Source organism: Amycolatopsis thermalba, assembly GCF_003385215.1.
Lineage (GTDB): Bacteria > Actinomycetota > Actinomycetes > Mycobacteriales > Pseudonocardiaceae > Amycolatopsis_E > Amycolatopsis_E thermalba.
This window is the reverse complement of record NZ_PQHW01000073.1, coordinates 17,595-36,413: the sequence shown is the minus strand read 5'-3', so window position 1 is coordinate 36,413 and position 18,819 is coordinate 17,595. Positions and strand designations below refer to the sequence as shown.

Annotated in this window: 20 protein-coding genes; 9 read left to right on the top strand and 11 right to left on the bottom strand. The window is 71.2% G+C overall.

Annotated elements, in window-relative coordinates; genetic code table 11:
• Positions 1 to 449 precede the first annotated feature (449 nt).
• Positions 450 to 1,382 (bottom strand): alpha/beta hydrolase, encoded by a 933-nt coding sequence (locus tag D0D15_RS24965; RefSeq protein WP_094007763.1) that lies wholly within the window; start codon positions 1,380 to 1,382, stop codon positions 450 to 452.
• A gap of 74 nt (positions 1,383 to 1,456) precedes the next feature.
• Here D0D15_RS24965 and D0D15_RS24960 point away from each other — a divergent pair, with 74 nt between their 5' ends.
• The gene (locus D0D15_RS24960; RefSeq protein ID WP_094007813.1) at positions 1,457 to 2,353 is read left to right on the top strand and encodes an LLM class flavin-dependent oxidoreductase; all 897 of its coding nucleotides are present in this window, start codon (positions 1,457 to 1,459) and stop codon (positions 2,351 to 2,353) included.
• A 3-nt stretch (positions 2,354 to 2,356) separates the two neighbouring features.
• Here D0D15_RS24960 and fdhD read toward each other — a convergent pair whose 3' ends face one another.
• Positions 2,357 to 3,193, bottom strand: a complete 837-nt coding sequence (gene fdhD, locus D0D15_RS24955) for a formate dehydrogenase accessory sulfurtransferase FdhD (RefSeq protein ID WP_094007762.1) — start codon at positions 3,191 to 3,193, stop codon at positions 2,357 to 2,359.
• A gap of 99 nt (positions 3,194 to 3,292) precedes the next feature.
• Here fdhD and D0D15_RS24950 point away from each other — a divergent pair, with 99 nt between their 5' ends.
• Together D0D15_RS24950 and D0D15_RS37630 are read left to right on the top strand one after the other, a co-directional pair.
• Positions 3,293 to 4,651 (top strand): L-lactate MFS transporter, encoded by a 1,359-nt coding sequence (locus D0D15_RS24950; protein WP_094007761.1) that lies wholly within the window; start codon positions 3,293 to 3,295, stop codon positions 4,649 to 4,651.
• The gene (locus tag D0D15_RS37630) at positions 4,648 to 4,782 is read left to right on the top strand and encodes an MFS transporter small subunit (protein ID WP_255407944.1); all 135 of its coding nucleotides are present in this window, start codon (positions 4,648 to 4,650) and stop codon (positions 4,780 to 4,782) included. The genes D0D15_RS24950 and D0D15_RS37630 overlap by 4 nt, the downstream gene beginning before the upstream one ends.
• Here D0D15_RS37630 and D0D15_RS24945 read toward each other — a convergent pair.
• Positions 4,779 to 5,240, bottom strand: a complete 462-nt coding sequence (locus D0D15_RS24945; protein ID WP_279630578.1) for an SDR family oxidoreductase — start codon at positions 5,238 to 5,240, stop codon at positions 4,779 to 4,781. The genes D0D15_RS37630 and D0D15_RS24945 overlap by 4 nt on opposite strands.
• A 192-nt stretch (positions 5,241 to 5,432) precedes the next feature.
• On the opposite strand from D0D15_RS24945, the gene D0D15_RS37210 reads away from it, so the two are divergent.
• Entirely contained in the window at positions 5,433 to 5,681 is a 249-nt protein-coding gene (locus D0D15_RS37210) for a MarR family winged helix-turn-helix transcriptional regulator (RefSeq protein ID WP_233157440.1), read from the top strand.
• A gap of 142 nt (positions 5,682 to 5,823) precedes the next feature.
• On the opposite strand, the gene D0D15_RS24930 is transcribed toward D0D15_RS37210, so the two are convergent.
• Positions 5,824 to 6,483: a GntR family transcriptional regulator gene (locus D0D15_RS24930; RefSeq protein ID WP_094007760.1), complete on the bottom strand. Its 660-nt coding sequence runs from the start codon at positions 6,481 to 6,483 to the stop codon at positions 5,824 to 5,826.
• A 66-nt stretch (positions 6,484 to 6,549) separates the two neighbouring features.
• Here D0D15_RS24930 and D0D15_RS24925 point away from each other — a divergent pair, with 66 nt between their 5' ends.
• Together D0D15_RS24925 and D0D15_RS24920 are read left to right on the top strand one after the other, a co-directional pair.
• Complete coding sequence (locus D0D15_RS24925; protein ID WP_094007759.1) at positions 6,550 to 6,969, top strand: VOC family protein; 420 nt, start codon at positions 6,550 to 6,552, stop codon at positions 6,967 to 6,969.
• Complete coding sequence (locus tag D0D15_RS24920) at positions 6,966 to 7,721, top strand: SDR family NAD(P)-dependent oxidoreductase (RefSeq protein WP_094007758.1); 756 nt, start codon at positions 6,966 to 6,968, stop codon at positions 7,719 to 7,721. The genes D0D15_RS24925 and D0D15_RS24920 overlap by 4 nt, the downstream gene beginning before the upstream one ends.
• On the opposite strand, the gene D0D15_RS24915 is transcribed toward D0D15_RS24920, so the two are convergent.
• A complete protein-coding gene (locus D0D15_RS24915; protein ID WP_094007757.1) occupies positions 7,718 to 8,179 on the bottom strand; it encodes a MarR family winged helix-turn-helix transcriptional regulator in 462 nt (153 codons plus the stop codon). The two genes, D0D15_RS24920 and D0D15_RS24915, sit on opposite strands and share 4 nt — an antisense overlap.
• Before the next feature lie 94 nt (positions 8,180 to 8,273).
• Here D0D15_RS24915 and D0D15_RS24910 point away from each other — a divergent pair, with 94 nt between their 5' ends.
• Positions 8,274 to 8,831: a YceI family protein gene (locus D0D15_RS24910; RefSeq protein ID WP_094007756.1), complete on the top strand. Its 558-nt coding sequence runs from the start codon at positions 8,274 to 8,276 to the stop codon at positions 8,829 to 8,831.
• A gap of 70 nt (positions 8,832 to 8,901) precedes the next feature.
• Complete coding sequence (locus D0D15_RS24905; protein ID WP_094007755.1) at positions 8,902 to 9,399, top strand: VOC family protein; 498 nt, start codon at positions 8,902 to 8,904, stop codon at positions 9,397 to 9,399.
• On the opposite strand, the gene D0D15_RS24900 is transcribed toward D0D15_RS24905, so the two are convergent.
• The 6 genes from D0D15_RS24900 to D0D15_RS24875 form a co-directional block, all read right to left on the bottom strand.
• On the bottom strand, positions 9,396 to 9,824 hold the full coding sequence (locus D0D15_RS24900; protein WP_094007754.1) for a nuclear transport factor 2 family protein: 429 nt from the start codon (positions 9,822 to 9,824) through the stop codon (positions 9,396 to 9,398). The two genes, D0D15_RS24905 and D0D15_RS24900, sit on opposite strands and share 4 nt — an antisense overlap.
• A 62-nt stretch (positions 9,825 to 9,886) precedes the next feature.
• Positions 9,887 to 12,193, bottom strand: a complete 2,307-nt coding sequence (locus D0D15_RS24895) for an FdhF/YdeP family oxidoreductase (protein WP_094007753.1) — start codon at positions 12,191 to 12,193, stop codon at positions 9,887 to 9,889.
• Between the two features lie 5 nt (positions 12,194 to 12,198).
• On the bottom strand, positions 12,199 to 13,602 hold the full coding sequence (locus D0D15_RS24890) for an MFS transporter (RefSeq protein WP_094007752.1): 1,404 nt from the start codon (positions 13,600 to 13,602) through the stop codon (positions 12,199 to 12,201).
• 4 nt (positions 13,603 to 13,606) lie between these two features.
• Positions 13,607 to 14,044, bottom strand: coding sequence for a MarR family winged helix-turn-helix transcriptional regulator (locus tag D0D15_RS24885; RefSeq protein WP_094007751.1), 438 nt, complete (start codon positions 14,042 to 14,044; stop codon positions 13,607 to 13,609).
• 40 nt (positions 14,045 to 14,084) lie between these two features.
• Positions 14,085 to 15,071, bottom strand: coding sequence for a hypothetical protein (locus D0D15_RS24880; RefSeq protein ID WP_094007750.1), 987 nt, complete (start codon positions 15,069 to 15,071; stop codon positions 14,085 to 14,087).
• Positions 15,072 to 15,128: 57 nt separating this feature from the next.
• A complete protein-coding gene (locus D0D15_RS24875) occupies positions 15,129 to 15,959 on the bottom strand; it encodes a hypothetical protein (RefSeq protein ID WP_094007749.1) in 831 nt (276 codons plus the stop codon).
• Between the two features lie 93 nt (positions 15,960 to 16,052).
• On the opposite strand from D0D15_RS24875, the gene D0D15_RS24870 reads away from it, so the two are divergent.
• The gene (locus D0D15_RS24870; RefSeq protein WP_115944777.1) at positions 16,053 to 18,677 is read left to right on the top strand and encodes a valine--tRNA ligase; all 2,625 of its coding nucleotides are present in this window, start codon (positions 16,053 to 16,055) and stop codon (positions 18,675 to 18,677) included.
• The last annotated feature ends 142 nt before the right edge of the window (positions 18,678 to 18,819 follow it).

Sequence of the window (18,819 nt, the reverse complement as noted above, 5' to 3'; positions counted from 1 at the left end):
CCCCGATCCCCAGCCCGCTTTTGGTCGCCGATCAGGCGTGTCAAGGTACTCTTTCCCGCCTTGACACGTCTGCTCGGCGACCAATACACACTCAAGGAGAGGGGGCGGGGGAGGTGGCACTCAAGGTGACCTTCCGGCGCCGTAGGCGCCTCCGCCCGTAGGGCGGGCTCTTCGCCTGCCTAACGTCACCTCTAAAGATCAAAAGATGTCCTCGCCGGACGGGCAGGCTCCGGGATGACGGGGGACCGTTGTTGTCTCGCCTCGGGTGGGTGGTCGCTGGGTGGTCATCCCGTCGCCTTCCGGTTTGTGCATATCACTTTGAGCCAGGCCCGCAAGGTTGGCATGTCATCTCGCGTTGGCAGCGGATGTTGCGGGCCTGGCTCAAAGTGATCGTTGCGGTGTCAGGCGACGGGATGACCACCCAGCTACCTGGGTCTGAGGACCCTGCGCTACGCGCCGGGGTGGTGCCTGCCGAGGAAGCTCACCATGCTTGGCACCACCGTGCGGTTGAACGAGTCGCCGTGTTTGCCCTTCGCCGTGTAGCCGATTTCCGGTCTCGTCTCGGCGATGAAACGTCGGGCGCCGCTGATGAACGCGTCTTCCGTGCCGCACCACACGGCCGTGGGGATGCCGGCCGTCGCGCCCAGGTTCCTCAGCGGGTCCATCGATGCCCAGTCGGCCTCGTTGCGGAAGGCGTTGCGCTTCGCCATCTCCGTCCAGGACAGGATCAGCGCCGGCGCCAGCAGGGCCAGCGCCCCCACCGGCTGACGCCGCTCCACCCGGCGGCGGGCGTACAGCAGCGAACCGAAACCGCCCATCGACATCCCGGTGCAGGCGAACGGCAGTCCATCTACGCCGCCGAGGCCGCGTTCCCGCAGCCACTGCGGAACCTCCTCCAGCAGCATCCCCATCGGATCGTCACCGGGGATGTTCTCGTGCCAGTAGTTGTCCCCACCGTCCACCGCGACGAACCCGAACGGCTGAACCCGCTTCCGGGCGACCTGGCTGGCCAGCTCGGCGAGCGTCCCCGTCGGCGCCGCCGTCCTGGCCCGTCCGCGCAGGCCGTGCAGCAGCAGCGACACCGGCAGGTTCCGCGGCGGGGACTTCGACGGCAGCAGGGTCACCAGGTCGACCATCCGGTTCCGGTACCGCGACCACACCCGCTCGACCTTCGCGACCCCGATCTGCGTCGCCGGGGAGGACGACGTCACACCCAGCGCCCGCTGCAGCGCCTCGCTCACCGGCAGCACCCCGGTGGCGGTCCCGGCGGCGAACGCGGCGATCCCCAGGCCCGAAGCACCCGCGATCAGCACCGAACGGCGGCTCGGCCGCCTGCGCGGTTCGGTCGCTTCGTCCTCGTTCACCTGGCCTCCCGGCGCCATTGAACATCAATCCCGCTACCCATGTCGTGGGAAGGGCCGGAAGCGATACACCGGACGGGGCTAGTCTCGTGATCATGCGGTTCGCGATCTCGATTCCCCAGTTCGTGGCGGACGGAGCCTTCGACCCCGACGCCTTCCGCGCCTACCTGCGGCGGGCCGAGGACCTCGGTTTCGAGAGCGGCTGGACCCAGGAACAGGTCCTCGGCGCCTTCCCGCACCTCTCGGCGAACGAAACCATGGCCTACGCGTTCGCGTGCACCGAGCGCCTGCGCCTGGGCTGCGCCGTCTACGTCACCCCGCTGCACATCCCCGCGCACCTGGCGAAGAGCCTCGCCACGCTCGACCAGCTCAGCCGCGGCCGCTTGGACGTCGGCGTCGGCAGCGGCGGGCGCAACCGCCCGTTCGGCGCGTTCGGCCTCGACGGCGAGGCGCACGTCGCCCGGTTCACCGAAGGCATCCGCCTGCTCAAGGCCCTGTGGACCGAAGAGGAGGTCGACTTCGACGGCCGCTTCTGGCAGCTCGAGGGCGCCACGATGGAGCCCAAGCCGTTCCAGAAGCCCGGCCCGCCGCTGTGGTTCGGCGGCAGCCACCCGAACGCCCTCGCCCGCGCCGTGAAGCACGGCGACGGGTTCTTCGGCGCCGGCTCCTCGACCACCGCGGCCTTCGCCGAGCAGGTCAAAACGCTGCGCGAGCTGCTGGACGGGCGCGAGGACTTCCAGATCGCCAAGCGCGTGTACATCTCGATCGACGACGACGGGGACGCCGCCCGGCGCCGCGCCGCCGACGGTCTCGCCGGCATCTACGGCAAGCGCGGCCTGGAGGCCGTCGCCGTGGCCGGCACCCCCGAGGAGTGCGTGGCCGGGGTCCAGGAGGTCGCCGACGCGGGTGCGGAGCTGATCCTGTTCACCCCGTTCGCCGACCAGGCCGAGCAGATGGAATGCGTGGCCGCCGAGGTCATGCCGCGGATCTGACGCTCACACCCCGGCCGGCTCCAGCACGCGCTGGTCGCCGGTGTAGAGGTTCATGCTGGTGCCGCGCAGGAACCCGACGAGGGTCATCCCGTTCTCCTCGGCCAGCTCCACCGCCAGCGACGACGGTGCGGACACGGCCGCGAGGAACGGGATGCCCGCCATCGCGGCCTTCTGCACCAGCTCGAACGACGCCCGCCCGGAGACGAGCAACCCGCAGTCCGACAGCGGCACCCGGCCCTCCAGCAGCGCCCAGCCCAGCACCTTGTCGACCGCGTTGTGCCTGCCCACGTCCTCCCGCACGGCCAGCAGCGACCCGTCCGCGCGGAACAACCCGGCCGCGTGCAGGCCGCCGGTGCTGGCGAACACGCGCTGCTGCGCGCGCAACGCCTCCGGGAGCCCCGCGAGCACGTCGGTGGTCACGGCGAACGCCGACTCCCCGGGCGCGAAGCGGGTCTTGAGCTTCACCGCGTCCAGCGCCGCCTTGCCGCACACCCCGCACGAGGACGTCGTGTAGAAGTTGCGCTCCACGCCCGTCTCCGGCGGCGCCACGCCCTCGGCCAGGGTGAGATCGAGGACGTTGTAGGTGTTGCGGCCCTGGTCGTCGACGCCGTCGCAGTACCGGGCCGTGAACACGTCGTCCCGCGACGCGATCACGCCTTCGGACAGCAGGAACCCGTGCGCCAGCTCGACGTCGTGGCCGGGCGTGCGCATGGTGACGGCCAGGGCCTTGCCGCCGACCCGCAGCTCCAGCGGCTCCTCGGCCGCCAGCAGGTCGGCGCGCCGCGTCCGCCCGCCGTCGGTCACCTTCCGCACCGGTCGTCGCACCGTCACGCGCCCCATCGGGCACTCCATTCCACTCATCGACGACAGGAGCTTGCCGTGCCGTCGCGCATCTAGTAAGAAATTGCAGGCTCAATCACCAGCGTAGGGGAGCCCGCCGTGGCCGTCACATTCCTCGACCGTTCGCACAGCATCGCGCCTCCGGACTGGAGCCGGTGGCTGATCCCGCCGGCGGCCCTGTCGGTGCACCTCGCGATCGGCCAGGCCTACGCGTGGAGCGTGTTCAAACCGCCGCTGGAGAAGGCCCTGGGCCTGTCCGGCACGCTCAGCGCGCTGCCGTTCCAGCTCGGCATCGTCATGCTCGGCCTGTCCGCGGCCTTCGGCGGCACGCTGGTCGAGCGCAACGGGCCGCGCTGGGCGATGTTCGTGTCGATGACCTGCTTCTCCACCGGCTTCCTGGTGTCCGCGCTGGGCGCGTTCACCTCCCAGTACTGGCTGGTGGTGCTCGGCTACGGCCTGATCGGCGGCGTCGGGCTCGGCATCGGTTACATCTCGCCGGTGTCGACGCTGATCAAGTGGTTCCCGGACCGGCCGGGCATGGCGACCGGGATCGCGATCATGGGTTTCGGCGGGGGAGCGCTCATCGCCTCGCCGTGGTCGAGCCAGATGCTGGAGTCGTTCGGGTCCACGCCGAGCGGTATCGGCACCTCGTTCCTGATCCACGGTGTGGTGTACGCGTTGTTCATGTCGCTCGGGGTGTTCCTGGTGCGCGTGCCTGCCGAGGGCTGGAAGCCGAAGGGCTGGGAGCCGGCGGCGGTGAAGGCCCGGTCGATGATCACCACGGCGAACGTGTCGGCGGCCAACGCCATCAAGACCCCCCAGTTCTGGTGCCTGTGGGTCGTGCTGTGCTTCAACGTGACCGCGGGCATCGGCATCCTGGAGAAGGCGTCGCCGATGATCACCGACTTCTTCCGGGGCACGCCGGTGCCGGTCGGCGCGACCGCGGCCGCCGGTTTCGTCGCGTTGCTGTCGCTGACCAACATGCTCGGCCGGTTCGTGTGGTCGTCCACTTCGGACATCGTGGGGCGGAAGAACATCTACCGGATGTACCTCGGTGTGGGCGCGCTGCTGTACCTGGTGATCGCCCTCGCCGGCAATTCGTCCAAAGTGGTCTTCATCGTCGCGGCCATGGTGATCCTGTCCTTCTACGGGGCGGGTTTCGCCACGATCCCGGCGTACCTGAAGGACATGTTCGGCACCTACCAGGTGGGCGCCATCCACGGCCGCCTGCTCACCGCGTGGTCGGCGGCCGGCGTGCTCGGGCCGCTGATCGTCAACGCGATCGCCGACAGCCAGAAGCACGCCGGCAAGCAGGGACCCGACCTCTACACCACGTCGTTCTACATCATGATCGCGCTGCTGGTGGTCGGCTTCATCGCCAACGAGCTGGTGCGCCCGGTGAACGCGAAGTACCACGAGCCGGAGAGCGCGGACGCCGCGCGCGAGGAGGCGAAATGAGCACGCCGGAGCAGAGCCCCGCGCGTCGCCGGGTGTGGCTGATGACCCTGGCCTGGCTGTGGGTGGGCGTGCCGTTCCTCTACGGGCTCTACGAGTTGATCCTCAAGGTGATCAAGCTGTTCGGCGGCTAGAACAGCCCGCCCCCGGCGTGGATGGTCTGGCCGGTGATCCAGCCGCCGTCCGCCCAGGCGAGGAACGCCACGACCGAGGCGATGTCCGACGGCTCGCCCAGCCGCCCCAGCGGGGTCTGGGCGACCGTCGCGGCGAGGCGGTCCGCGCTCATGCCCGCGTCCAGCGCGTCGCTGCGGGTGGCGCCGGGCAGGACGCTGTTCGCGGTGATCCCGCGCGGGCCGAGTTCCTTGGCGGCCGCGCGCACCAGCTGGTCACCGGCGGCCTTGCTGGCCGCGTAGACGCCCGAGTTCGGCCGCGCCGTGGCCACGGTCCCGCTGCTGATGATGATGATCCGGCCGCCGTCCCGGAGCCGGCGGGCGGCTTCGCGCAGGGCGGTGAAGGTCGCGCCGGTGTTGGTGGCGAAGACCAGCTCGAAGTCCTCGTCGGTGGCCTCGGCGAGCGGCGCGAACCGCGCGATGCCGGCGTTGGCGCGAGCCGCCCGGTCTGGCCAGGGCGGTCGCCGCGCTGCACCACGAGGCGGCGGTGCTGTACGCGGGCATCGCGCGGGAGTTCGACCTGACGAGCCAGCAGACGCAGGTGCTGTGCGCGCTGTCGCGGCGCCCGTCGTTCGGCGAGCTGGCGGCGCTGCGACAAGACGAACGTGACCGGGATGGTCGACCGACTCGGCAAGCGCGGCCTGCTGGCGCGCGAGCCGGACGAGAAGGACCGGCGCATCAGCCGTATCGTGCTGACCGCCGCGGGGGAGGACCTGCGGGAGCGAATCCGGCGACGGTTCGCCGAGCTGGTGGCGGAGCGCTTCGCCGCGTTGAGCGACGAGGAACGCGCCGGCTACGCGAGCCTGGTCGAGGCGCTCGGCGGCTCAGGTGCGCAGGCTCTCGATCAGCCCCCGGCACGCTGACTGCACGTGCTCCTCCGCCAGGTCGCCCAGCCCCTCGGTCCGTCCGGCACGCAGCAGCGTCGCCAGTTCGCGGTGTTCGTTCCGCGCGGGTCCGGTGGCGGTTCGTGGAGCGGGCGCGAGCCTGGTCGAGGCGCTCGGCGGCTCAGGTGCGCAGGCTCTCGATCAGCCCCCGGCAGGCTGACTGGACGTGTTCCTCGGCCAGGTCGCCCAGCCCCTCGGTCCGTCCGGCACGCAGCAGCGTCGCCAGTTCGCGGTGCTCGTCCACCACGCGGGTCCGGTAGTGCTCGTGTGACAGCCGCACCCGGTGGGCCTGGAACAGGTGCACCTGCGACCGCACGGCCTCCCACGCGCTGGTCAGCCTTCCGTTGCCCGCCATCGCGTACACGCAGTCGTGGAACTCGATGTCCAGCGCCACCAGCCGGTCGCCGTCCGCCGCGCCGTCCACCTCCCGTTCCATCGCCGCGACCAGGCGGTCCAGCTCGTCGAACTGCTCCGGCCGTCCCCGCGCCGCCGCGGTCAGCGTCGCCAGCCGGTCCAGGGCCGCGCGCACCGCGTAGACCTCGGTGATGTCGGTCTCGCTCAGCTCGATGATCCGCGTGCCCCGGTGCCACTCGCTGCGCACCAGCCCCTCGCGCTCCAGGATCGCCAGCCCCTCGCGCACCGACCCCCGGCTGACCTGCAGCGAAGCGGCCAGCTCGACCTCTCGCAGCGCGCTTCCGGGCGCGAAGCGGCCGGACAGGATCTCGTCGCGGATGCGGTCGGCGGCCTCCTCGGCCAGACCGCGCCGCCGGGCGGGTTGCATGTACTAATGTTGACATTACGACATACCTCGGGTCAAGCTGGAGCCACCGACTGAGAAGGAGGCACTATGACCCGCCCCGCGTTCCACCTCGCGATCCCGGTCGACGACCTCGGCCGCGCCCGGGAGTTCTACGGCGGGGTGCTCGGCCTGCCCGAGGGCCGCTCCGACACCAAGTGGGTGGACTGGAACTTCCACGGCCACCAGGTCGTCACCCACGTGGTCGAGGGCGCGCGCAACGAGGCCGGCCGCAACCCGGTCGACGGCCACGACGTCCCGGTGCCGCACTTCGGCCTGGTCCTGACGGTCGAGGCCTTCCACGAGCTGGCCGGCCGCCTCCAGGACGCCGGCACCCAGTTCGTCATCGAGCCCTACCAGCGCTTCGCGGGCGAGCCGGGGGAGCAGTGGACCATGTTCCTGCACGACCCGGCCGGCAACGCGCTGGAGTTCAAGGCCTTCCGCGACGAGTCCCAGCTGTTCGCCAAGTGAGCCGCGGCGTTCTCGTCACCGGCGCGTCGGCGGGCCTGGGCCGCGCGATCGCCACGGCCTTCGCCGAGCGCGGAGACCGTGTCGCGGTGCACTACAACTCCAACCAGGCCGCCGCGGAAGCCACCTTGACCGCCCTGCCCGGCGACGGGCACGCGCTGGTCCAGGGCGACATCCGCGAGGCGCGGCACCTCGCCGACACCGCCGAAGACGCGCTCGGCGGGGTCGACGTCCTGGTCAACAACGCCGCCGTGGTGACCACCACCGAGACCGCGCACCCGCTCGCGGACACCACCTTCGAGCACTGGCGCGAGGTCTGGCGCCAGTCGGTGGAGGTGAACCTGCTCGGGGCGGCGGACATCACGTTCTGCGTCGCCCGGCACATGATCGCCCGCGGCGCGGCCGGACGGGTGGTCAACGTCGGCTCGCGCGGCGCCTTCCGCGGTGAGCCGGACCACCCCGCCTACGGCGCGACCAAGGCCGCGCTGCACTCGCTCGGGCAGTCGCTGGCGGTGCACCTCGCGCCGCACGGCATCGCGGTCGCCACGGTCGCGCCCGGGTTCATCGCGACCGAGCGCGTCGCGGGCTGGCTGACCGGTGAGCGCGGCGACGCGCTGCGGGCCCAGTCGCCGTTCGGCCGCGTCGCCCAGCCGCAGGAGATCGCCGCGGCCGTGGTCTACCTGGCCTCGGCGGAGGCCGAGTGGGCCTCCGGCGCCATCCTCGACCTCAACGGCGCCTCCTACCTGCGGTCCTAGGGACAGTCCTCCGGGCGAACCACCTTCAGGATCCGTTCCGAGATCGCCCGGAGGGCTTCCACCTGGTCGTGGGTGAGCACGTCGAACACCAGCTCCCGCACGCTGTCCACGTGGTGCGGCGCGGCCTGCTCGATCGCCTCCCGGCCCTCCCGCGTCAGCACGATGAACGCGCCGCGCGCGTCGTCCGCGCACTCCTCGCGCGCCACCAGCCCGCGCTTCTGCATGCGCCGCAGGTGGTGCGACAGCCTGCTCTTCTCCCAGTCCAGCGCCCTGGCCAGCTCGAACACCCGCACCCGGCCCTCGGGTGTGTCCGTGAGCTGCACCAGCACCTCGAAGTCGGGCAGCGACAGCCGGGAGTCCGCCTGCATCCGGCGGCCCAGTGCGGCGTTGAGGTGACTCTGCATCTTCACGTACGCGCGCCACGCCTGCTGTTCACCGTCATCGAGCCATCGGGTCATGCCACCGAGTATAGCGGGAATAGTTGACGCGTCATCTAAGTTGTGTCACTGTGTCGATGACACATCAACCGGACCTTCACGGGAGGAACCCACAATGACCACCCAGACCAGCTACGCGAACCTGACCGGCGAGTACACCCTGGACCCGACCCACACGCGGATCGGCTTCGTCGCCCGCCACGCGATGGTCACCAAGGTGCGCGGCGCGTTCAACGAGTTCACCGGCACCGCCCACATCGACGGTGACGACCCGGCCAAGTCGTCGGTGACGATCGCCATCAAGGCGAACAGCATCGACACCCGCAACGCCGACCGCGACGCCCACCTGCGCAGCAACGACTTCCTGTCGATGGATGAGTACCCGGAGATCACCTTCGCGTCCACCGCGATCCGGCAGACCGGCGACGCGAGCTTCGACGTGACCGGTGACCTGACGATCAAGGGCATCACCAAGTCCGTCACGGTCCAGTTCGAGTTCGAGGGCACCGCCCAGGACCCGTTCGGCAACACCCGGATCGGCTTCGAGGGCTCGACCACCATCAACCGCAAGGACTTCGGCGTCACCTGGAACGCCGCGCTGGAGACCGGCGGTGTCCTGGTGAGCGACAAGGTCACCCTCGAGTTCGAGGTCTCCGCGATCAAGGCCGCCTGACGCGGATGGCGGTGGTGCCCGGCGGGTACGCCGGGCACACCACCTCCGCCACCAGAAAGGAACGCAGGCCATGACCTCCGTCGACCTCGACGCGGTCCGCCGGGAGCGCGACCGCATCCGCGACACCCACCTCAAGCCGGCCGGGCAGCGCCCGCCCTCGTCCGCCCGCGGGCTGCACCACACGGCGCTGATCAGCAGCGACGTCGAGCGGACCGTCCGCTTCTACCAGGACCTGCTGGAGTTCCCGCTCACCGAGCTGATCGAGAACCGCGACTACCCCGGGTCGTCGCACTTCTTCTTCGACATCGGCAACGGCAACCTGCTGGCGTTCTTCGACTTCCCGGGCCTGGACGTCGGGCCCTGCGCCGAGGTGCTCGGCGGGCTGCACCACATCGCCATCTCGGTCGACCCGCAGCGGTGGCAGCGGCTGGTCGCCAAGCTCGACGAGGCCGGCGTGGAGCACGCGGTGCACAGCGACGTGTCGGTCTACTTCCGCGACCCGGACGGCGCCCGCATCGAGCTGATCGCCGACCCGCTCGGCGAGATGTACGGCAGCCAGGTGCTCTAGGACGCCGCCGGCACGGCCGCGCCGAAGACGGCGCGGTGCCCGCGGGCGGTGTCCAGGTACTCGCGGACCCGGTGGATCAGCCCGTCCCGCAACTCGAAGACGAAGCAGTAGTCGTTGCGGTAGGCGTTGCCGTTCGCCAGCGTGGCGCTCATCGTCTCTTCCACGACCACCCGGTCGCCATCTGCGTAGAAGCCGTGGAACTCCACCGAGACGTCGCTGACGAACAGCCGCGAAAAGTCGTGCGCCAGGAAACGCGTGATCGCGTCCCGGCCCACCATGTGGCTGGGCGCGTCGAGCGCGACGGCCGTGGCGTTGCCCGCCGGTGCCAGCCACTCGGCGTCCTCGGTGAAGAACGCCGCGATCTGCTTCGCGTCATGTGTGGCGAACGCGCGCCACGCGGCCTGTACGACGGCTCTGTTGACCATCCGGGGGACGTCACTGGTCGGCGCCCCAGCCACGCTGGCGGAAATCGGACAAGATCGTCGCGTCAGGACGCGGGCTCCAGCCGGAGCACGATCGCCTTCGAGACCGGCGTGTTCGACTTCTTCGCCACCGAGTCCAGCGGCACCAGCGCGTTCGCCTCCGGGAAGTAGGCCGCCGCGCAGCCGCGGGCCGTGGGGTAGGCCACGGTCCGGAAGTGCTCCGCCCGCCGCTCGCTGCCGTCCTCCCACTCCGACACCAGGTCGACCAGCTGCCCGTCGGCGAAGCCCAGTTCGGCCAGGTCGTCGGCGTGCACCAGCACCACCCGGCGCGCGTCCTCGATGCCGCGGTAGCGGTCGGACAGGCCGTAGATCGTGGTGTTGTACTGGTCGTGGCTGCGCAGCGTCTGCAGCAGCAGCCGGCCCGCCGGCACCCGCGGGAACTCCAGTTCGCTCGTCGTGAAGTTCGCCTTGCCGGTGCTCGTCTGGAACGACCGCGAGTCGCGCGGCGGGTGCGGCAGGACGAACCCGTCCGGCTGCCGCACCTTCGCGTTGTAGTCCTCGCACCCGGGCACGACGGCCGCGATCCGGTCGCGGATCAGGTCGTAGTCGCCCTCGAAGTCCCGCCACGGCACGGCGTGGTCGTCGCCGAACAGCTCGCGCGCCAGCCGGCAGACGATCGCCACCTCCGACAGCAGGTGCTCGCTCGCCGGCTTCAGCCGCCCGCGCGAGACGTGCACGCACGACATCGAGTCCTCGACCGTGACGAACTGCTCGCCCGTGGCCTGCGTGTCCCGCTCGGTGCGGCCCAGCGTCGGCAGGATCAGCGCGGTCCGGCCCGGCACCACGTGCGACCGGTTGAGCTTGGTCGACACGTGCACCGTCAGCTCGCACGAGCGCAGCGCCCGCTCGGTCAGCTCCGAATCCGGCGTGGCGGCGGCGAAGTTGCCGCCCATGCCGAGGAAGACCTTGCCCCGGCCGTCACGCATGGCGCGGATCGCGTCCACCGTGTCGAACCCGTGCTTGCGCGGCACCGGGATGCCGAACTCGTCCTCCAGCTTGCTCAGGAACGCCTCGGGCATCTTCTCCCAGACACCCATCGTGCGGTCGCCCTGCACGTTGGAGTGCCCGCGCACCGGGCACAGGCCCGCGCCCGGCTTGCCGATCATGCCGCGCGCGAACGCGAGGTTGCTGATCTCCTGGATCGTCGCGACCGCGTGCCGGTGCTGCGTGACACCCATCGCCCAGCAGTAGACGGTGCGCTCGGACGCGGCGATCATCCGCGCGATCCGCTCGATCTGGCCGCGGTCCAGGCCGGTGGCCTCGTCGATCGCCGCCCAGTCGATCTCCCGCAGGTTCTTGGCCCAGTCGTCGAAGCCGTGCGTCGAGGAGTCGACGAACGCGCGGTCGACGATCGTGCCCGGCGCCTCCTCCTCCCACGACAGCAGCAGGTGCCCGATCGCCTGGAACAGCGCCAGGTCGCCGCCGAGCCGGATCTGGGCGAACTCGTCGGACAGCGGCGTGCCCTTGCCGACCACCCCGCGCGGGTTCTGCGGGTTCTTGAACCGCATCAGCCCGGCCTCGGGCAGCGGGTTCACCGCGATCACCTTCGCGCCGCGGCCCTTCGCCTCCTCCAGCGCGGACAGCATGCGCGGGTGGTTGGTGCCCGGGTTCTGGCCGACGACGACGATCAGGTCGGCGTGGTGGATGTCGGCCAGGCTGACCGACCCCTTGCCGATGCCGTAGGCCTCCGACAGCGCCGCGCCGGAGGACTCGTGGCACATGTTGCTGCAGTCCGGCAGGTTGTTCGTGCCGAACGAGCGCACCAGCAGCTGGTACAGGAACGCGGCCTCGTTGCTGGTGCGGCCCGAGGTGTAGAAGATCGCCTCGTCCGGGTTGTCCAGTTCCGTGAGCCGGCCGGCGATCAGGCGGAAGGCGTCGTCCCAGCTGATCGGCTCGTAGTGCGTGCCGCCCTCGCGCAGCACCATCGGCTCGGTGAGCCTGCCCTGCTGGCCGAGCCAGTAGTCGGTGCGGCCGTGCAGCTCCTCGACGGAGTGCTGGGCGAAGAACTCCCGGCCGACGCGCCGTTTCGTGGCCTCCTCGGCGACCGCCTTCGCGCCGTTCTCGCAGAACTCGGCGAACTTGCGGTGCTCGCCGTCCTCGGCGCGGGGCTCCGGCCAGGCGCAGCCGGGGCAGTCGAAGCCGTCGCGCTGGTTGAGCAGGCGCAGGGTCTTCACCGTGCGGCCGGTGCCCATCTGCTCGACACCGCGCAGGAGTGACACCGCCACTCCCGGGATGCCGGCCGCCCATTCCTTGGGTTTGTGCACTTCGAGGGCGGCTTCGTCGATGTCGGCGCGAGGAGCGTTGCGTGTCACGTCCCCTATCTTGCGTTAGCGGCCGCCCCGGGTCGAGTACCGGATTTCGGGAGTTTCCGGTCGGCCAGCGTCACAGCGAACAGCACGACGCCGATCACGATGAGCGCCGTCGCCAGTTCGTGCAGGCCACGCGAGGTGGTCTCGTCGCCGAAGCACAGGGCGATCAACGTGGACGACGCGATCGCGCCCAGGTACTGCGCGGTGCGGAACAGCCCGCTCGCGGTGCCGATCACCTCGGGCGGGGCCTGGCCGTAGAGGACGGTCTGGTTGGTCACGCTCGTCAGGCCCTGGCCGAGCCCGAACACCGCGGCGAGCACGACCAGCGCGCCGATCCAGGTCCCGTCGTCCACGAACAGCAGCAGCACCGACCCGGCGAGCAGGGCCAGCGAGTTGACGATCAGGCGGCCCTTGAGCCGCGTCGGCTTGCCCGCGAAGGCGGCCGCCAGCACGGCGGCGACCGACATCGGCGTCAGCAGCGCGCCCGCGGCCGACTCGGTGAGCCCGCGCGCCGACTCCAGCCACTGCACGTAGCCGAACATGATCGAGTAGACGATGAGGAACGCCAGCGACTGCCGCAGGTAGGTGCGCAGCAGCGGGCCGTTCCCGGCGAGCATCCGCAGGTCGACGAACGGGCGGCGGGCGCGCAGCTCGACCCGGACGAACAGGGCGCCCAGCACCAGCGCGACACCGATCAGGTACAGGTCGGACACCGCGGGCGCCATCACGTAGAGGAGCACCGCGAGCAGGGTCGCGGAGAACAGGGCGATGCCGGCGGCGTCGATCGGCTCCCGCGGGCCGGTGCGCGGCGGGTCCCTGGGCACCCAGACGAGCGCGAGCACGAACGCGACCGCGGCGAGCGGGATGTTGACCGCGAAGATCGCCGGCCAGCCGGCCAGGCCGATCAACGCGCCGCCCAGCGTCGGGCCGATGACCATGACGGTCTGCGCGGACATCGCGAGGATCGACAGGATGCGGCTCGGCACGCCGCCGCCGGTGGCGTCCGCGCGTTTGCGCAGCACCGCCATCGCGGCCGGGAAGCCGGCGCAGGTGCCGATCCCGAGCACCACCCGGACCGCGACCAGCCAGCCCAGCGAGAACGCGAGCAGCCCGCCGACACCGGCGAGCAGCACGGTGACCGCGCCGGCCAGCAACACGCGCCGCGCGCCGAACCGGTCGACGAACAGCCCCACCACCGGCTGCCCGACGGCGGTGGCCAGGTAGAGCGAGGTGATCAGCCACGCGGTCTGCCCCGGCCCGGCGCCGAACGCCTGGCCGATGGGCACCAGCGCCACGGCGATCAGGGTGGAGTTGATCGGGTTGAGCACCGCGCTGGCCACCAGGGGCAGGACCAGGCGCGGCGGGTAGGCGGTTCGCGTGGGCTGGGTCGTCCGCTGAGGCGTCGTCACCACTTCCTCATCGCTGCGCGAGCTTCGCGAGCAGGGGCAGCGCTTCGTCGAGCTTGCGGCGTTCCTCGGCGGTGAGGTCGTCGGTCAGGGCGCGGGCCAGCCACTCCTCGCGGTGCTGGTGCACGCCCCGCACGGTCTTCTCGCCCAGGTCCGACAGGGCGACCAGCACGCGGCGCCCGTCGTGCGGGTCGCGGGTGCGGCTGAGGTAGCCCAGCTCGTCCAGGGCGCCCAGCGTGGCCGCCATGGACTGCTGCCGGACGTGCTCGGCCGCCGCGAGCTGCGCCTGGGTGGCCGGCCCGTCCCGGTGCAGGCGCGCGAGCACCGCCGACTGGGAGGGCGTCAGGACGCCCGCGTTGTCCACCTGCCGGAGGCGGCGGTGCAACTGCCCGACCACGGCGCGCACGGCTCCCGCGAGGCGCGCCGCGTCGTTCGGTACCCGGGTCATATAGACAGTCTAGGCTGTTGAGCCTGGACTGTCGAACCGGCTACTCGCAACCCCCGGTGAACTCGGGCATCGGCTTGGTCACGTCGTACATCGCGGCCTCGTCGAAGCCGACGGCCTCCGGGTCGTCCGGATACGGCTCGCTGTACGCCGGTGCCAGGTAGCCGCGCTTCGACGGCTCGCAGGCCATCGAGTAGACGACTCCCTGCGTGCTCGTCACCCACAAACCGCGGTCGTTCTTCTGGTAGGTGGTGCCCCGGACCAGTTCGAAATCCACCTCGTAGCGGAGGAACACGTCGATGTCACCGGGGCCCAGGATTGGTGCGTGGCTGCCGGGGTCGAACGCGTAGGCCACCGAATAGTCGGCGTGCAGGGCCAGGGTGTTCGGCTCGCGTCCGGGGGCCGCGGTGATGGTGCCCGTGATCCGCGGGCCGGTGGGGAGCAGCCGGTAGCCGTCCTCGGCGAAGCTGACCACCTCCCGGAGGCCTTCGGTGCGGTCGGTGATCGCCTTGGCGAACTCCGGCCGGGCGTTCGGGGCCAGCAGGTTCAGCAGCAGCGATCCGTCGTGGCCTTCGATGGTGCGGCGGTCGAGCCTGCCCGCCCGGATGACCTCCTTCACCTGGGCGACGGCGTTCTGCACCTCGCCGGCGGAGAACTTGCCGACCGGGCCGGGCGGCGGGGTCAGCAGGCTGTCGACCGACTCGCCCCAGGTCTCGGCGGGCGTGCCGTCGAAGGGACGCTCCAGGTTCACCCGCGCGAGGTCCGGCAGCACGCTGGGCGTGGTCGGGCGCATCTCGGCCGCTGGGGGAGCGCCGCCGTCGTAGTGGGCGGACGTCGAGCGGCCCCACTGGACGAACCCGAACACGGCCCCGGCCACGACGACGAGCGACACGCCGGTCCACGCGAGCCGCTTGCCCATCCGCGCCCGGCGGCGCTGCCTGCGCAGGTCGACCCACGCCTCCTTGACCGCGTGCCGCTGCCAGTCCGGATCCCGCAGATCCGGGTGCTGCCCGATGTCGTAGTCGTCCACTTCGGACCCGCCCTTCCGGTTCGATCTCGACTGGTGATCGACGGGCGGCGAAGATCGTTACGTGGTGCAAGCATCCTGAGACCGATCCGCAAACAACGGTGCGATCAGGTTCACGCGGGCGTACCGGCAGGCGGCGCCCTCCAGGAAGGCCTGGCCGCCGACGACGTGGATCCCGGCGGTGGTGGCCTTGAACGGCGGCGACCTGCGCACCACGAAGTCGAGCTGGAAGGTGCGGAGCACGATCAGTTCGGCCGGGTCGAACACCTTCGCGCCCGCCGGGTCGAACGCGTACGCGACGCGCAGGTCCACCCGCACGGACAGCTCGGCCCGGCTCGTGCCCGGGCCCACCGACATGGTCCCGTCCGTCTTGGGGCCCGCCGGCAGCAGCCGGTAACCGTCGGCGACCACCGCGAGGTAGGGCGGAAAGTTCTCGGTGCGCGCGAGCACGGACGGCTCGGCGATCTCGCGCGCGCTGGGGGACAGCAGGCCCAGGAAGCGGTCGAAGCGGCGCTGCTCGATCACCTCGCGGTCCACGTTGAGCGCCGCCGTCAGCTGCCGGACCTGCTCCGCCGCCGCGGCGACCTCGGCGGCGGAGAAGTCGCCGACCGGGGTCGCCGCGGGCAGGCGCAGCCCGTCGACGCCGTCCGGCCAGGCGGCCGCGGGAGTGGCGGCGAACGGTGCGGCGAGGTCGACCGGCACGGCGATCGGGAGCGCGACCGGCAGGCCCGCCGCCCGCACCGCCGACAGGACGGCCCCGGGTCTGCTCGCGGGCACCACCAGCAGCGCCGCCACGCCGGCGAGGGCCAGTGTGGCCGCCGTCACCAGGGCCGCCGTCAGTCGCCACGGCACCGGCCGCGCGTTGTCCAGGGTGTGCTCGTAGCCGTCCACTTCGGACCCATCGCTGGTGGCCGGAGATCGTTACCGGCCCCGGGAGGCAATGCGGATGCGGCGCTGATTACCAGGTTCGTACACTTACCGGTTGTGACGGAGAACGCCCCTGACCAGCAGCCCGCCCTCCCGGCCGCGTGGAACCCGGCCGACGAAGAAGCCGCCCTCTACCAGCGGTGGGTAGACGCGGGCTACTTCACGGCCGACGCCGGGTCGGACAAGCCTCCGTTCACCATCGTGCTGCCGCCGCCGAACGTGACTGGCAGTCTGCACATGGGGCACGCGCTCAACCACACCCTCATGGACGTGATGACGCGCCGCCGCCGCATGCAGGGCTACGAGGTCCTCTGGCTGCCGGGCACGGACCACGCCGGCATCGCCACCCAGAACGTCGTCGAGCGCGAGCTGGCCAAGTCCGGCAAGTCGCGCCACGACCTGGGCCGCGCGAAGTTCGTCGAGCGCGTCTGGGAGTGGAAGGCCGAGTACGGCGGCAAGATCCTCGGCCAGATGCGCCGCCTCGGCGACGGCGTCGACTGGTCCCGCGAGCGCTTCACCATGGACGAGGGTCTGTCTCGCGCCGTCCAGACCGTGTTCAAGCGCCTCTACGACGACGGCCTGATCTACCGCGCCGAGCGCATCATCAACTGGTGCCCGCGCTGCCTCACCGCGCTGTCGGACATCGAGGTCGAGCACTCCGAGGACGAGGGCGAGCTCGTCTCCATCCGCTACGGCGACGGCGAGAACTCGATCGTCGTGGCCACCACGCGCGCCGAGACGATGCTGGGCGACACCGCGGTCGCCGTCCACCCCGACGACGAGCGGTACCGGCACCTGGTCGGCACCGAGGTGGAGCTGCCGCTGACCGGCCGCCGCATCCCGGTCATCGCCGACGAGCACGTGGACCCCGAGTTCGGCACCGGCGCCGTCAAGGTCACCCCGGCGCACGACCCGAACGACTTCGAGATCGGCCGCCGCCACGACCTGCCGATGCCGACGATCATGGACGAGCGCGCCACGATCACCGTGCCGGGCCCGTTCCAGGGCCTCGACCGGTTCGAGGCGCGCCCGGCGATCGTCGCGGCGCTGCGCGAGCAGGGCCGGATCGTCGCGGAGAAGCGGCCGTACCTGCACGCGGTCGGGCACTGCTCGCGGTGCGACACGGTCGTCGAGCCGCGGCTGTCGCTGCAGTGGTGGGTCAAGGTCGAGCCGCTGGCCCGCGCGGCCGGTGACGCGGTCCGCGACGGGCGCACCAAGATCCACCCGCCGGAGCTGGCGAAGCGCTACTTCGACTGGGTCGACAACATGCACGACTGGACGATTTCGCGCCAGCTGTGGTGGGGCCACCGCATCCCGGTCTGGTACGGCCCGAACGGCGAGACCGTGTGCGTCGGCCCGGACGAGCAGCCGCCCACGGGCGAGGGCTGGACCCAGGACCCGGACGTCCTGGACACCTGGTTCTCCTCGGGCCTGTGGCCGCTGTCCACGCTCGGCTGGCCGGAGAAGACGCCGGACCTGGCGAAGTTCTACCCGACCAGCGTCCTGTCCACCGGCTACGACATCCTCTTCTTCTGGGTCGCCCGGATGATGATGTTCGGCCTCTACGCCGGCGACGACGTCCAGCCGTTCGACCACGTCTACCTGCACGGGCTGATCCGCGACGCGCAGGGCAAGAAGATGTCGAAGTCCCGCGGCAACGTCATCGACCCGCTGGACTGGATGGACACCTACGGCGCCGACGCCACGCGCTTCACCCTCGCCCGCGGCGCGAACCCGGGCGCGGACATGGCTTTGGCGGAGGAGTGGGCCGCCGGCTCGCGCAACTTCTGCACGAAGCTGTGGAACGCCACCAAGTTCGCGCTGATGAACGGCGCGACGGTGGCGACGCCGCTGCCGACCGGCGTCGAGCTGACCGAGGCCGACCGCTGGATCCTCGGCCGCCTCGCCACCACGGTGTCCGAAGTGGACGACCTGCTGGAGGACTTCCAGTTCGCCAAGGCCATCGACCGGCTCTACCACTTCACCTGGGACGAGCTGTGCGACTGGTACCTGGAGCTGGCGAAGGTCCAGATCGCGGGTGACCGGGCGGAGGGCACCCGCGCGGTGCTGGGGCACGTGTTCGACACGGTGCTGCGGCTGCTGCACCCGGTGATCCCGTTCATCACCGAGAAGCTGTGGCAGGCGCTGACCGGCGGCGAGTCCATCGTGATCGCGCCCTGGCCGAAGCCGGACACCTCCTACGCCGACGCGGCGGCCGACGCCCGGATCGCCGACGTGCAGAAGCTGATCACCGAGATCCGCCGGTTCCGCTCCGACCAGGGCCTCAAGCCCGGTCAGCGCGTCGCGGCGCGGGTCGACGGCGAGGGCTTCGGCGACGTGTCCGGGCACGAGGAGGCGGTGCGGGCGCTGGCGCGGCTGACCGCCCCGGCGGACGGGTTCACGGCGTCGGCGTCGGTCGAGGTGAGCCTGTCCGGCGGGAACGTGCACGTCGAGCTGGACCTGTCCGGCGCGGTCGTCGTGGCGGCCGAGCGCAAGCGGCTGGAGAAGGACCTGGCCGCGGCGCAGAAGGAGCTGAAGCAGACCGAGGGCAAGCTCGGCAACCAGGCGTTCCTGGACAAGGCGCCGGCCGAGGTGGTCGAGAAGATCAAGGTGCGCCGGGACGCCGCGGCCGCCGACATCGAGCGCCTGACCGCGCGGCTGGCTTCGCTGCCCACCGCGTGAGTCGTGCGGTGCCGTCCGCGGGGACCCCCGCGGGCGGCGACCGCGGGCTCAGGCGATGGCGCCGAGGATGCCGGCGACGAGCCGCGGTCGCGAGACGTGCGGGCAGTGTCCGGCCTCGATCTCGATCGGCTCGGTGCCGAGG